The organism is Marimonas lutisalis, from assembly GCF_005434965.1.
Taxonomy (GTDB): domain Bacteria; phylum Pseudomonadota; class Alphaproteobacteria; order Rhodobacterales; family Rhodobacteraceae; genus Marimonas_A; species Marimonas_A lutisalis.
In genome coordinates, this window is record NZ_SKCI01000004.1 from 371573 (window position 1) to 385934 (window position 14362).

Below are 14362 nucleotides of genomic sequence, written 5' to 3' on the forward strand. Positions count from 1 at the left end.
ATTTTCTCAGGGGACTGGTAATTCACATACGCAAAGGAGTACTGCGCAATGAGAACCCTGATACATACCCTCACCGCCCTGTCCATGTTGGCCATAGCCAGTCCCGCTCTGGCGCAGGACGAAATCCGCACCGAAACCGTGCGCTTTGCCGCCGGCGCGTCCGGGACCAGCATCAAGGATCGGATCACCGGTTATGAATCCGTCTCCTACAAGCTCGGCGCCGAGGCCGGTCAGACGCTGAGCGTTTCGCTCGCCCCCAGCAACCTCGCCACCTATTTCAACGTCTACGCCCCCGGCAGCGGCCCGGGCGACCAGGCGCTTGCCAACGGGTCGATGACGCCCGTGCTCAACCGCTACGAAGGCACGCTGCCCACGTCCGGCGAATACACGATCTCGGTCTACATGATGCGCTCGGCCGCGCGCCGGAACGAGGTGTCCGATTACACGCTCGACGTCTCGATCACCGGCGCCACAGGCGCGACCGTGCAATCCGATTACGCCGACGGGCTTCAGGGCGGCCCCGATTACTGGCGCGTGAACACGTCGGGCGGAGGCCTCAACATGCGCGCGGCACCTTCGTCGGGCTCGGGCGTGGTCACGCAGGTGGCCAATGGCACCAACCTGCGCAATCTCGGCTGCCGCATGGCCGAAGGCCGCCGCTGGTGTCGCGTCGCCACCCTGGCCGACCCGGGATCGGAAGGCTGGGTTGCCGGTGACTTCCTGGTCGAGGGCAGCGCCCAGGCCAGCGCGCCGGCGCAAACCCAGCATCACACCGCAGGCCAGGCCGGCGGCTCTTCGGATGTGCGCGTCCGCTTCGCCGCTGGCACCACCGGGACCGAGCTTACCGGCGCGCTGGCGCCCGGCGAATCGCGCCGCTACCTGATCGGGGCCGGCAAGAACCAGTTCCTCTACGTGCGCGTCGCCGCGCGTGGCCCGGGGCTCTCCTACCAGATCTTCAACCCCGACCGCAGCTTCCTGCTCGAGGCCATGGACCCGGCGCAGGAATACCGCGGCCAGCTCTGGCAATCGGGCGATCACGCGATCGAGGTGATCAACCGCGGCAACGCGCCCGCCGAGTACAACATCATCATCGGGATCGAATGATGGCGCCGCCGCGCCGGAAAACCGGCGCGGCGCAGCTCCCGCTCAGCGCAGGACTTTGCCCTCGGGCCACTGCAGGCTGTAATTCAGCCGGATCACCTGCGTCTCACCCGCGCCGATCTGCAGGTCCCAGCCAAGAACACCGGTCTTGTCGTCCACGTCCACCTCGGTGGGGCGCGGTGCGGCATTCCAGGTAATCTCCAGGTCCTCCTGCTCTGAATAGGGCACCTGGTCCAGCACGCGCAGGGGCCAGGCCTCGCCGGTCAGGTTCTCGGCTTCGATCGTGATCCGCTCGCTCAGCTCGGTCGACCGGCTCAACACGCCCCGGTCGCCTTCGTTGCGCTCGACCAGCCGTTTCAGGCGCAAACCCTCGATCGGGCCGAAACTCAACCGCGCCTCGCCCCCGGCCGGGATCATCTCGCCGCGCGCCTCGCCCACGTATTCGCCATCGCGGTACAGCTGGGTCGCCGCACTGGGCAGGATCATCTCGCCCGTCGTATTGGTGAACTCCGCCACCAGGAACGCGGTCTCGTCGCGCTTGGGCACACCCCAGGCCAGCACTTCGGCGTCAAGGCTCAGATCGCCCAGCGCCAGCCGCACCTCGTCTGCGCCCGTCGCCAGATCGACCGCGCCGGGATAGCCATAGGTCACGCTCAGTCCGCTGATATCGGCGACGGCCTGTTCTTCCGCCACCATCGGCTCGACCATCGGCGGGCTCAGCGCCGCACCGGCGGCGTCCGCCTGCGACCTGAACACCGGGCGCGGCTCCTCGGGGTCGGTAATACGCCGCAGATCGGGCCACAGCTCACCCGGCGCCACTTCGCCGCTCGGCTCGTTGGTCGACAGGGTCAGCGCCACCCCCTGCCAGTTCTCGCCGGTGTCCTGGCTGACCAGTGCCGCGCGTTTCAGCATGATCTGCCCGGCATCGCGGTCCAGATAGGCATCGTAGACAGGGCGCCAATGCGCCGCGTCGTGGTAATAGGTGATCTCCAGCGTGCCCTTGGTGTCGCCCTCGGCACTGATCCCCACGGTGACCAGGTTGCGCGCCTCGTCCTCGGGCACCAGCGCCGCCAGCGCCTGGCGGGCTTCGTCCAGATCCTCGCGCAGCTCCTTCACCTCGCGGTCCACCACCCGCGCGCGGCCCTCGGCCTCAAGCATCGCCTGGCGCGCGGCCAGCGTCTCCTCGCCCACCATGCGCGAAACCTCGCGCAGGCTCTCGGGCGTCGCGCCACTCAGCGCATCACCCTGGCCCAACTGGCGCAGGAAGGTGATACGCGTATCCGCCGCCTCGCGCGCCGCGCGGATCGCCTCGGCCTCGTCGGCCTTGGCGCGCACAGCCTCTTCGAGCCGCTCCACCTCGTCCCGCGCCGCCCTGACGGCATCGCTTTCCCGGTCGCCACGCGGCGGCACGAAATCCTCGCGCGTCGACACGGTGCCCATCACCGCGCCCGTCACCTTCACCCGCAGCGTTTCCATGGGCGTGCCCTGCGGCAGGTCGATCAGGCGCAGCTCGTGCTCGCCCGCGGGCGCCTCGAACGGCACCTGCCGCACGATCCTGGCGCCATAGGGAAACAGCGTCACATCGGTGACCCGGCTGGTCAGGCTGATCTCATCCGCCAGCACGAGGCTTGGGAAAAAGGCGAAAATCAGGGGAAGGGCACGCATGGAAAATCTCCTCATATCCTGCGCCCGATCAAATCCCATCGCACCTGCAATGAAAAGGGGCGCCCACTTGGGACGCCCCTCATTCATCAATCCTTGGGCGGGTTTCAGCCCTTTTTCAGAACCTCGCGGCCCAGGAGCTCGGCGATCTGCACCGCGTTCAGCGCCGCACCCTTGCGCAGGTTGTCGGACACGCACCACAGGTTCAGGCCGTTCTCGATCGTCGAATCCTGCCGGATGCGGCTGATGAAAGTGGCGAAATCGCCCACGCATTCCACCGGGGTGACGTATCCGCCATCCTCGCGCTTGTCGATCACCATGATGCCGGGGCTCTCGCGCAGGATGTCGCGCGCTTCATCCTCGTCCAGGAATTCTTCGAACTCGATGTTCACCGCTTCCGAGTGGCCGACGAAAACCGGCACCCGCACGCAGGTCGCCGTCACCTTGATCGCGGGGTCCACGATCTTCTTGGTCTCCGCCACCATCTTCCACTCTTCCTTGGTCTCGCCCGAGTCCATGAAGACGTCGATATGCGGGATCACGTTGAAGGCGATCTGCTTGGTGAACTTCTTCGGCGGCTTTTCGTCGGTGGGGTTGTACATCGACTTGGTCTGATCCCACAGCTCGTCGATGCCTTCCTTGCCCGCGCCCGAGACCGACTGGTAGGTGCTCACCACCACCCGCTTGATCCTGGCGCGGTCGTGCAGCGGCTTCAGCGCCACCACCATCTGCGCGGTCGAGCAGTTGGGATTCGCGATGATGTTTTTCTTGGCGTAGCCGTGAATCGCCTGCGGGTTCACTTCCGGCACGATCAACGGAATGTCGTTGTCATAGCGATAAAGCGAGCTGTTATCGATCACCACGCAACCCGCCTTGGCGGCCTTGGGCGCATAGATCTTCGTCGCCTCCGATCCCACGGCAAACAGCGCCATGTCCCAGCCGGTAAAATCGAACTGGTCCAGGTCCTCGGTGGTCAGGGTCTTGTCGCCGAAACTCACCTCGGTCCCGAGGCTCCGCCGGCTGGCCAGCGCGGCGATCTTGTCCACCGGGAACTCGCGTTCCGCCAGGATGTTCAGCATTTCGCGGCCCACGTTTCCTGTGGCACCGACAACGACGACATTATAGCCCATTGCGGGGTCTCCTTTGAATCAACGTCGCGGGTCATACAGCAGCGTGAAGGCGGTTGAAAGGGGCTGCGCTGACTCGGGCGCGTTTCGCCCACGTTGACAGCGGTCATTTCGCGCGGTCCCGGCCGGCCTTACACATGGTCAGGTTTCCATCCGGTTCAAGGCTCGCCCGACATGTCCGGCACCCACTCGGCCGCGTGCCGTCTCCTGCTTCTTGCACTCGCCGCCCTTGTTGCCGCGGCGCTGGCCATCCACTGGCTCTATTCGCGTGACATGGCGCAGCTCTACAGCCGCCTCGATGCGCAATCGCGTATTGTCCCCCTGCCACAGGGCCCGATGCAATATGCCGATTGGGGCAGCGGTCCGGCAGTGCTTGTCATTCACGGGGCCGGCGGTGGCTTCGATCAGGGCCGGCTCCTGCCACAAGCGTTCGGACAACCGGGGGTTCGCTGGATTTCCGTATCGCGCTTTGGCTATCTCGACTCGCCCCTGCCGGCCAACGGCTCGACCACCGCCCAGGCCCGGGCCTTCGCCGAGCTGCTCGACCGGCTCGGGCTCGAACGGGTTGGCATCCTTGCCATGTCGGGCGGTGTGCCGCCCGCGCTGCAATTCGCCCAGCATTACCCCGAACGTACTGCGGCCCTGGTGCTACTCTCCTCGGCACCGTACACGCCCTTCACCGCACCCGATGCGGACCGGGCCCTGCCCGCCTGGCTCTACCAGTGGCTCTTCGGCTCGGATTTCGTGTTCTGGGCCATCGTCAAAGCCGCGCCATCGCTGCTCGATCCGTTCTTCGATATCCCCCCGGGCACCCGCGCCACGCTCGGCGATGCGGATCTCGCCTTCGTCAACGGGCTCACCGAAACCTTCCTACCGGTCACCGCGCGGCTGGACGGGTTGCGCAACGAAGGCGCGGCGATTGATCGCGACACCCGCTACGACCTGTCGAAAATCACCGCGCCCACCCTCGTCGTGCATGCCCGCGACGACGGGATCAACCCGTTTGCCATCGGCGAACATACCGCGCAGTCGATCGCCGGGGCCACGTTCATCGCCCTGCCTTCGGGCGGACACCTGTTGCTGGGTCATTCCGAACGGCTCCGGGCCGAGGTGTCGGGGTTTCTGCGCCGCCACCTGCCTGCGCCGTAGAGCGTGCTCGTGCTATCCCACCCGATCCTCGCAGAACAGGTAGATCACCAGCCCCGCCAAAACCGTCACCGCGAAGAAACCGAACAACACTTGGTAGGGGTAGGCAGCGCCCCGCTCCGCCGCCTCAGCCACGGTGTAAAGCCGCCCGGTCACCATCTGAATCACACCCACCCCGCCAATGGCGAAAAGGTTCATCAGCGTCACGCCGCGCCCGACAAGGTGCGGGGGATAGAAACTGCGCCCGTGCGCCATCAGCACCGGGTAGGACGCGCCGAAGAACCCTGCCGCCGCACAGATCGCCACCGCCGTCCACACCCCGCTCGGCGGCAGCATCGCCAGAATCGCCATACAGCCCGCCCCGATCAGGCTACCCGCGAAGATCACCCATTTCCGCGTGCCCAGGATCCGGTCAAGCGGCCCATAGGTGAACGTGCCGGCGATCATCGCGACACCCATGATCAGCGTCACGTTGCCCACCATTTCCGGATCTGCTGCAAAAACGTCGGTGAAATACGGCCCGATCCAAAGGCCCCGCAGCCCAGCGGACGGGGCATAGTGAAAGAACGCCAGCGGCAGGATCAACCACAGCGCCGGCATCTTCAGCAGGTCCAGAACCGAGCCCTTTTCGTTCCCGCCCAGCTTCTCGGGGTCCTGCACCATCGCATAAAGGCCCAGCGCGGTGATCGCGCTTACCCCGGCCATGCCCCACATCATCGCACGCCATCCGATCGCCTCGATCGCCAGCGTGGTGGGCAGCGCGCTCGCCAGGTTTCCGAGCGAGCCCACGCCCAGCAGCATCGCCGCCAGCGTGGCGAAAACATGCGGCGAATACACCCGCGCGAAAATATAGTAAGAGGCCATAAGGACCGGCGAGCAACCGATCCCGATCAACAGCATCGCCGCGCTCACATGGGCCGGGCTCTGCGCCAGCGCGAACACCGCCGCGCCGCCCCCGCCGCCGATCAGCAAAAGCACGCTCGCCGTCAGGCGCGGCCCCACCCGGTCCAGCGCCCAGCCCACCGGGATCTGCATCAGCGCAAAGGACAGGAACCAGAAGCCCGAGGCCGTGGCCAGTGCCTCGGCGCTCGCCCCGATATCGCGTTCCAACACCTCGGTCAGAACCGCCAGGAACATCCGGTAGAACTGGCTCAGAACGTAGGCGAATGTCAGTAGAATAAGATCGGCGCGCAATTTCCGTCCTCCCGCAAAACCGGGTGGCACGGGTTCCGCACGGGCGCAAGCCCCGATCTCTCCGAAAAATGGTATACCAAATTTCCATGACTCCGCCCCACCCACGTGGTATCACGGCGACACCTCAACAATCCCGGCCCGGAATCGCGTGTTTCATAGTCTGACCGACCAAATCGCCGAGGCCCTGCGCAGCGCCGGCAAGGGCACGATCCTGACCGGCCTCATCGGCAAGGGCATCCAGCTGTCGCGCACCCCCTCGATGCACATGGACGAGGCCCACGCCCAGGGGCTCGACATGCTCTACCTGCGTTTCGACCCCGAGCTCTGGGACGGACCGGAACCCTCCATTGCCGAGATGCTCGACCGGATCGAGGCGGCCGGCTTTTCCGGGCTCAACGTCACCTACCCCTATAAAAAGGCGGTAATGGCCCACCTTGATGAGCTGTCCGAGGCCGCGCAAAACGTCGGCGCCGTCAACACCGTGGTGTTCGGCAATGGCCGTCGCATGGGCCATAACACCGATTTCTGGGGCTTCGCCGAAAGCCTGCGCCGCGCCCTTCCCAACGGGCCCTTTGGCACGGTGCTGCTGCTCGGCGCGGGCGGGGCGGGTGGCGCGGTGGGACACGCGCTGAAATCGCTGGGCGTCCGGCAGCTTCTGATCTCCGACACCGATCCGGCCTCCGCGCAGGCCCTCGCGACCGCGACGGGCGGAACCCCCTGCACCGATCTGGCGCAGGCCGCAGAGGCCGCCGACGGCATCGTCAACGCCACGCCGATGGGCATGGCCAAACTGCCCGGCACCGCCATCGACACCGCGCTCCTGCAACCACGCCACTGGGTTGCCGATATCGTCTATTTCCCGCTGGAAACCGCGCTGCTTGCCGCCGCGCGGGCGCGTGGCTGCACCTGCATCAGCGGCGCCGGCATGGCCGTCTTCCAGGCCGTGCGCGCGTTCGACCTCTTCACCGGCCACGCGCCCGATATCGCCCGGATGCAGGCCAGCTTCGCCGCCTTCGATGAACCCGGTGCCCAGGGGAAAGACCGCTCATGAAAACCTCGATCGCCACCGTCTCGATCTCGGGCAACCTGCGCGAAAAGCTCGAAGCGATCGCCGCCGCGGGCTTCGACGGGATCGAGATCTTCGAGCAGGATTTCATCGCCGATCCGGGCAGCCCCCGCGATGTCGGCAACATGGTGCGCGATCATGGGCTCGATATCACCCTGTTTCAGCCCTTTCGAGATTTCGAAGGCCTGCCCGAACCGCTCCGCGCCAAGGCCTTCGACCGGGCCGAGCGCAAATTCGACGTGATGCAGGACCTGGGCACCGATCTTGTTCTGATCTGTTCCTCTCTGCACCCGCAGGCCCTGGGCGGGATCGACCGTGCGGCCGGCGATCTGCACGAACTGGGTGAACGCGCCGCCAAACGCGGCCTGCGCGTGGGCTACGAAGCGCTGGCCTGGGGCCGTCATGTCAACGATCACCGCGATGCCTGGGAAATCGTGCGCCGTGCCGATCACCCCAGTATCGGCCTCATCGTCGACAGCTTTCACACCCTGGGCCGCGGGATCGACCCCGACACCATCCGCCGCATCCCCGGCGACAGGATCTTTTTCGTGCAACTGGCCGACGCGCCGCAGATCGACATGGACCTGCTCTACTGGTCCCGCCATTTCCGCAACATGCCGGGCGAAGGCGACCTCGATGTCACCGGTTTCATGCGCGCCGTTCTCGCCACCGGCTATACCGGGCCGGTCAGCCTGGAAATTTTCAACGACCAGTTCCGCGGCGGCAACACGCGCTCGCTTGCGCGCGATGGCTACCGCTCACTCGTCGCATTGCTCGACGATGTGCGCCGGGCCGAGCCCACGGTGCCCGTCGCCCTGCCCGAAATGCCCGCCCGCGTCACCACACACGGCGTCTCCTTCATCGAATTCGCGAGCCAGGGCGACGAGGCGCAGGCGCTTGATACGCTGCTCACCTCGCTGGGCTTCACCCGCACGGGCCAGCACCGCAACAAATCCGTCGCGCTCTGGCAGCAGGGCGATATCCGCATCGTCGTGAATTCCGAAACCACCGGCCATGCCGGGCACAGCTGGAACGCGCGTGGCACCACCGTCTGCGATATCGGCCTGCGTGTCGCCTCGGCCAGCGATACGATCGCCCGCGCCACGCAGCTTGGCGCCGAACCCTTCTCGCAGCCGCTCGGCCCGGGCGAAATCGACATTCCCGCCATTCGCGGCCTTTCCGGGTCTGTCCTGCACTTCATCGATGACCAGACCGGCCTCGGCAAGGTCTGGGAAATCGAATTCGACGCCACCCAGCCACCCCCGGGCGCGGGCCTGACCCATATCGACCACCTGGCCCAGACGATGAGCTATGACGACATGCTCAGCTGGACGCTGTTCTACACCTCGCTTCTGGACATGCAAAAATCGCCCATGGTCGACGTGATCGACCCCGACGGGCTTGTGCGCAGCCAGGTGGTCGAGGCGCCGGGCGGCGCGCTCCGGATCACGCTCAACGGCGCCGACAGTCACCGCACGCTGGCCGGCTCGTTCCTGGCCGATTCCTTCGGCGGCTCGGTCCAGCATGTGGCGCTGGCCACCGACGATATCTTCGCCACGCTCGACCGGCTCAGCGCGCGCGGGTTCGAGCCGCTGCCGATTTCACCGAACTACTACGATGACCTCGCCGCGCGCTTTGATTTCCCCGAAGGCCTGATCGACAAGATGCGCGCGGCCAACGTGCTTTACGACCAGGACGATGCCGGGGCGTTCTTCCAGTGCTACTCACGCGCCTTCGCCGGCGGGCTCTTCTTCGAAATCGTGCAGCGCGGGACCGGCTACCAGGGCTTCGGCGCGCCCAACGCGCCCTTCCGCATCGCCGCGCAGAAACGTCTGCGCGGCGCGCGGGGCCTGCCCCGGCGCTAGGGTCAGATACAGCGCCCGCCGTCCACTTCCATGCAGACGCCGGTGATCATGCTGGCCTCTTCGCTGCACAGGAACGCCGCGGCGTTGCCCATGTCCTCGGGCGTCGAAAACCGGCCCAGCGGGATCGTCGACAGGAACGCCGCGCGCCGCTCGGGCGTATCCTCGCCCATGAAGCTGGCCAATAGCGGCGTTTCGCCCGCCACCGGGTTGATCGCGTTCACCCGCACGCCCTTGGGGGCCAGCTCCACCGCCATCGCCTTGGTGGCCGTGTTCACCCAGCCCTTGGACGAGTTGTACCAGTTCAGGTTGGGCCGGGGCGACAGCCCCGCCGTGGACGAAACGTTCAAAATCGCCCCCGCGCCGCGCGCCTTCATATGCGGCACCAACGCGCGGGCGAACAGGTAGATCGATTTGCAGTTCACCGCGAAGACCCGATCGAAATCGTCTTCCGAAACCTCTTCCATCGGCGCGGGCAGATGGGTCACGCCGGCATTGTTCACCAGGATGTCGACCTCTCCGAAGACGCGGCGCGCCTCTTCCACCAGCGCGTCCACCTCGGCGCCCTGCGCCACGTTGGCGACATGCCCGAACGATCCCTGGCCCAGCTCCTCGGCCATGTCCATCGCGCCGTCATGATCGATATCCACTACCATCACCTGCGCGCCCTCGGCCACGAACTTGCGCGCGATCCCAGCGCCAAAGCCGCTGGCCGCGCCGGTCACGATCGCCGTCTTGCCTTCCAGTCTCATCATCTCTCTCCCAATCCTTGATCCATGCCATCTGACGCCGAACCGCCCCCGGCGGCAAGCCCCCTGGCGCGCCACAGCTGCATCAGCTCCCGCGCCACCCGCTGCCGCTCGGCGATCCAGCCCTGCCCGGCCACGTCTTGGCCTGCGCAATACCGCGGATCATCCGGCCCGGTCACGATCACCGGGCAATCGCCGAACTGATCCGCGGTAATGTCCACGATCCGCGCCGGCGCCTTTACGATGACCCAGCCATGCCCTTTCCAGCCCTTGCCGGTGCGAAACCCGCAATCGCCTTCCACCGGTGATCCAAAGGCCGCCTCGGCCTGGAACCCCGCATCGCGCAGCACCTGCACCAGGAACATCGACGACCGCCCGCAGGTGCCCTCCGACAGCGTCCGCCGCCCCTCGGGCGCTCCGGCGTGCTGGTGCCACGCCGCCCAGTGCGACTCAAGAAACGCGCGCACCTCGCGCACCAGCGCCTCCAGTCTCTGCGCCGCCTCGCTCAATAGGTGGCCCTTCCCCCGCTCACGTCGAAACAGGCCCCGGTGGAAAACGCCGCCTCCTCGCTCGCGATCCAGGTCACCATCGCGGCGATCTCGTCCGTGGTGCCGAACCGGTTCATCGGGATCTTCGACTTCATGTAGGCGATGAATTCCTCGGTCATCTGGTCAAAGATCGGGCTTTCCACCGCCGCCGGCGCGACGCAGTTCACCGTCACGGCCGTATCCGCCAGTTCCTTGCCCAGCGATTTGGTCAGCGCGATCACCGCCGCCTTGCTGCTGGAATAGGCCGGCGCGTTGGGGTTGCCTTCTTTCCCCGCGATCGAGGCGATATTGACGATCCGGCCATAACCCGCCGCCTTCATCATCGGCGCCGCGACCCGGTTGCAATAATAGACCCCGTGCACGTTCACGTCATAGACCCGGCGCCACTCCTCCAGCGGATAGTCCCACGTGGTCACGTTGGGCCCGGTTATCCCCGCCGAACACACCAGCACGTCCAGCCCGCCCATCGCCTCGGCATCGGCTTTCATCGCCGCCTCCACCGCGGCCGGGTCGGTCACGTCCACCTGCGTGGCGCGCATCCCGGCGACCTTGCCCAGCGCGGCCGGGTCCACGTCCCACACCGTCACCTCGGCGCCCTCGTCGCGCATCCGCGCCGCGCAGGCCATCCCGATGCCCGAGGCGCCCCCGGTTACGATTGCCCGCCGCCCGCTGAACCGTCCGTCAAATCTCATGCCGTGTCCTCCCGTTACCCATGATACGCCGCCACCGTTTTCAGCACGGTAAAGCCATACAGCGCCTCGAAGCCCTTTTCGCGCCCGTGGCCCGATTTGCCCATGCCGCCAAAGGGCAGTTCCACACCGCCCCCCGCGCCGTAGTTATTGATGAAAACCTGCCCCGCGCGGATTGCCCGGGCCATGCGCATCTGCCGTGCGCCGTTCTGGCTCCAGACACTCGCCACCAGCCCGTAATCGGTGCCATTGGCAATCGCGATGGCCTCTTCCTCCTCGTCGAACGGGATAGCCACCTGCACAGGCCCGAAAATCTCGTCCCGGGCCAGGGCATGCGCCGCCGGCACCCCCGAAAACAGCGTCGGCACCACATAGTTGCCACCCTCCGGCGCCTCCACCAGCTGCCCCTGCGCCGCCGTCTCCAGGTCCGCCCCCTGCCCCAGGAAGCCACTGACAATTCCCTTCTGCTTGGCGCTGATCAACGGACCCACGTCCAGGTCATCCATCGCCGGGCCCACGCGCAACTGGCCATAGCGCTCGGCCATGCGGCCCACCACCTCGTCATAGATGCCCCGCTGCACCAGAATGCGCGAGCTGGCCGAGCAGGTCTGCCCCGCGTTCTGCACGCCCGCATTCACCAGGAACGGCAGCGCCGCATCGATATCGGCGTCATCGAACACCACCTGCGGGCTTTTCCCGCCCAGTTCCAGCGTCACCGGCACCACGTTCTTGGCCGCCGCCGCCTGGATCATCGCGCCGGTGGCGACCGACCCGGTAAAGCTCACATGGTCGATGCCCGGATGCTCACTCAGCGCCGCGCCGGCCTCGCTGCCCAGCCCCGGCACCACGTTCAGCACCCCGTCCGGCAGCCCCGCCGCCTTGGCGAGATCGGCAAAGGCCAGCGCGGTCAGGCAGGCGTCCTCGGCCGGTTTCAGAACACAGGTGTTTCCGGCGGCCAGCGCCGCGCCCACGCTGCGCCCGATGATCTGCATCGGATAGTTCCACGGCACGATATGCGCCGTCACCCCGTGCGGCTCGCGCAGGGTGTAGACGGTATAACCATCCAGATAGGGAATCGTGTCCCCCATCAGCTTGTCCGCCGCCCCGCCATAGAATTCCATGTATCGCGCCAGCGCCACCGCGTCGGCCCGCGCCTGTTTCAGCGGCTTGCCCACGTCCAGCGCCTCGATCCGCGCCAGCGCGTCCACCTTCTCCTCGACCAGCCGTTGCAGCCGCATCAGGATGCGGCCCCGTTCCGCCGCCGGCGTGCGCGACCATACGCTATCGTATGCTTTCCGCGCCGCCGCCACCGCCGCATCCACGTCGGCCTGCCGCCCCCGTGCGATCTCGCCGATCTGTTCGCCGGTCGACGGGTTCATCAACGGCAGCGTCTCACCGCCCGCCGGGGCAATCCACTCGCCCCCGATCAGGCATTTCGACGGATCAAACCACAAGTCATCCAGGCTCATCTTGTCCTCCCTCATGCCGCGCCGCGCTCGGGCAGAACCGGCGCCGCCGCGATCAACGTCTTGGTATAGTCATGCCGCGGGCTGTCAAAGACCTGCGCCGTCGGCCCCTCTTCCACGATTTGGCCGGCGCGCATCACCAGCACCCGGTCGGTGATCGACCGCACGACGCTCAGATCATGGCTGATGAACAGATAAGTCAACCCGAACCGTGCGCTCAGATCCGCCAGCAGGTCCAGGATCTGCGCCCGGATGCTGACATCCAGAGCGCTTACCGCCTCGTCAAGAATGATAAGCTCGGGTTTGATGATCAGCGCCCGCGCGATCGCGATCCGCTGCCGCTGCCCGCCGCTGAACTCGTGAATGTATTTCAACCGGTCCTGCGCAGATAACCCCACGCTTTCCAACGCCTCGGCAATCGCCGCCTCCCGCGCGGCGCCCGCGGGCGCATCGTCCAGCAGGTGAAACGGCTCGGCCACCAGCCGGCCCACCTTCCAGCGCGGGTTGAAACTGCCATAGGGGTCCTGGAACACCACCTGCATCCGCCGCCGCACATCGCGGTTGGGCTTGTGCCCGGTGAAAACCGGCTCGCCATCCAGCAGGATCTCGCCGCCCTGCACCTCTTCCAGCCCCAGGATGGCGCGGGTCAGGGTCGATTTCCCGCAGCCCGATTCGCCCACCAGTCCCAGGCTCTCGCCCCGCTCGATCTCGAAACTCACGCCGTTCACGGCGCGGAAATGTGCCTGCGGCGCAAAGAGCTTCGTGCGTGGCAGCGCGTAATCGCGCACCACCCCGCGCACTTGCAGAAGCGGCGCGCCCTTCGCCGCGCCGCCGCGCTCCAGCTGGTGCCCCGACGCCTCGAACAGCGCGCGGGTATAGGGGTGGCGCATCTCGGCGAACACCTGCGCCGTCGGCCCCGCCTCCACCACCTCGCCGCGCCGCATGATGACGATCTCGTCGGCCATGTCCGCGACAACCGCCAGGTCATGGGTGATCAGCATGCAGCCCATGCCATCCTCCTGCACCAGCCGTTTCAGCAGACGCAGAATCTGCGCCTGCGTGGTCACGTCCAGCGCCGTTGTCGGCTCATCCGCGATCAGCAGCTTCGGCCGAAGCGCAATCGCCATCGCGATCACCACCCGCTGCCGCTGCCCGCCCGATAACTCATGCGGATAGCGGCTCATCGGGAAACGCGCCTCGGGCAGTTCACAGCGGTTCAGCGCCTCGCGCGCCCGCTTCATCGCCTCGGGCCTCGATACATCCTCGTGGATCAGGATCGTCTCGGCCACCTGCTCGCCGATGGTCTTGATCGGGTTCAGCGCGGTCATCGGCTCCTGGAAGACCATGCCCACCTCGTTGCCCCTCAGCCGGCACAGGCTGCGCTCGGGCAGGCCCAGCATGTCATGGCCATTCAGCTCCACCCGCCCCCGGCACATCGATCCGTCCGGCAACAGCTGCATCACCGCGAACGCGGTCATCGACTTGCCACTACCGCTCTCGCCGATCACCCCCACGATCTGCCCCGGCGCCACGTTCAACGAGACACCCTTCAGGATCGGCGTTCCATGAATGTCCAGGTCCAGCCCCTCGATCTCCAGCAGGCTCATCGCGCACGCCCCCTCTCGGCCCAACCAAGGTCCGGCTCCTTCATCTTGCCCCAAATATCCCGGGGGGTAGCCATTGGATGCGCCATTGGTCCGAGTGTCCAATGGCGACGGGGCTGGCCCCCACTCCCGCCCATGCAATCCGGGG

Annotated in this window: 12 protein-coding genes; 4 read left to right on the forward strand and 8 right to left on the reverse strand. The window is 66.6% G+C overall.

Annotated features, from left to right (window positions below; genetic code table 11):
* The first annotated feature begins 48 nt into the window (after nt 1-48).
* Nucleotides 49-1104 carry an SH3 domain-containing protein gene (locus E0501_RS21190; RefSeq protein ID WP_161594656.1) on the forward strand — a complete coding sequence of 352 codons (1056 nt, stop codon included), beginning with the start codon at nt 49-51 and terminating at the stop codon, nt 1102-1104.
* Between the two features lie 42 nt (nt 1105-1146).
* Here the strand turns inward: E0501_RS21190 and E0501_RS17640 are convergent, their stop codons facing one another.
* Together E0501_RS17640 and E0501_RS17645 are read right to left on the reverse strand one after the other, a co-directional pair.
* Nucleotides 1147-2766, reverse strand: a complete 1620-nt coding sequence (locus E0501_RS17640; RefSeq protein ID WP_137702710.1) for a DUF4139 domain-containing protein — start codon at nt 2764-2766, stop codon at nt 1147-1149.
* Between the two features lie 104 nt (nt 2767-2870).
* Nucleotides 2871-3893, reverse strand: a complete 1023-nt coding sequence (locus tag E0501_RS17645; protein WP_137702711.1) for an aspartate-semialdehyde dehydrogenase — start codon at nt 3891-3893, stop codon at nt 2871-2873.
* Nucleotides 3894-4064: 171 nt separating this feature from the next.
* Between E0501_RS17645 and E0501_RS17650 the strand changes: the two genes are divergently transcribed.
* Nucleotides 4065-5039, forward strand: a complete 975-nt coding sequence (locus tag E0501_RS17650) for an alpha/beta fold hydrolase (RefSeq protein ID WP_137702712.1) — start codon at nt 4065-4067, stop codon at nt 5037-5039.
* Nucleotides 5040-5051: 12 nt separating this feature from the next.
* Here the strand turns inward: E0501_RS17650 and E0501_RS17655 are convergent, their stop codons facing one another.
* Nucleotides 5052-6230, reverse strand: a complete 1179-nt coding sequence (locus E0501_RS17655) for an MFS transporter (RefSeq protein WP_137702713.1) — start codon at nt 6228-6230, stop codon at nt 5052-5054.
* A gap of 148 nt (nt 6231-6378) precedes the next feature.
* Here E0501_RS17655 and E0501_RS17660 point away from each other — a divergent pair, with 148 nt between their 5' ends.
* Nucleotides 6379-7281: a shikimate dehydrogenase gene (locus tag E0501_RS17660; RefSeq protein ID WP_235857896.1), complete on the forward strand. Its 903-nt coding sequence runs from the start codon at nt 6379-6381 to the stop codon at nt 7279-7281.
* On the forward strand, nt 7278-9161 hold the full coding sequence (locus E0501_RS17665; protein WP_137702714.1) for a bifunctional sugar phosphate isomerase/epimerase/4-hydroxyphenylpyruvate dioxygenase family protein: 1884 nt from the start codon (nt 7278-7280) through the stop codon (nt 9159-9161). The genes E0501_RS17660 and E0501_RS17665 overlap by 4 nt, the downstream gene beginning before the upstream one ends.
* Nucleotides 9162-9163: 2 nt before the next feature.
* On the opposite strand, the gene E0501_RS17670 is transcribed toward E0501_RS17665, so the two are convergent.
* From E0501_RS17670 to E0501_RS17690, 5 genes are read right to left on the reverse strand one after another with little or no spacing between them, the layout of a single operon-like run.
* The gene (locus E0501_RS17670) at nt 9164-9910 is read right to left on the reverse strand and encodes an SDR family oxidoreductase (protein WP_137702715.1); all 747 of its coding nucleotides are present in this window, start codon (nt 9908-9910) and stop codon (nt 9164-9166) included.
* On the reverse strand, nt 9910-10416 hold the full coding sequence (locus E0501_RS17675; RefSeq protein ID WP_137702716.1) for a hypothetical protein: 507 nt from the start codon (nt 10414-10416) through the stop codon (nt 9910-9912). The genes E0501_RS17670 and E0501_RS17675 overlap by 1 nt, the downstream gene beginning before the upstream one ends.
* The gene (locus E0501_RS17680) at nt 10413-11147 is read right to left on the reverse strand and encodes an SDR family NAD(P)-dependent oxidoreductase (RefSeq protein WP_137702717.1); all 735 of its coding nucleotides are present in this window, start codon (nt 11145-11147) and stop codon (nt 10413-10415) included. The genes E0501_RS17675 and E0501_RS17680 overlap by 4 nt, the downstream gene beginning before the upstream one ends.
* A 14-nt stretch (nt 11148-11161) precedes the next feature.
* Nucleotides 11162-12613: an aldehyde dehydrogenase family protein gene (locus E0501_RS17685; RefSeq protein ID WP_137702718.1), complete on the reverse strand. Its 1452-nt coding sequence runs from the start codon at nt 12611-12613 to the stop codon at nt 11162-11164.
* An 11-nt stretch (nt 12614-12624) separates the two neighbouring features.
* Nucleotides 12625-14217, reverse strand: a complete 1593-nt coding sequence (locus E0501_RS17690) for an ABC transporter ATP-binding protein (protein ID WP_137702719.1) — start codon at nt 14215-14217, stop codon at nt 12625-12627.
* Nucleotides 14218-14362 lie beyond the last annotated feature (145 nt).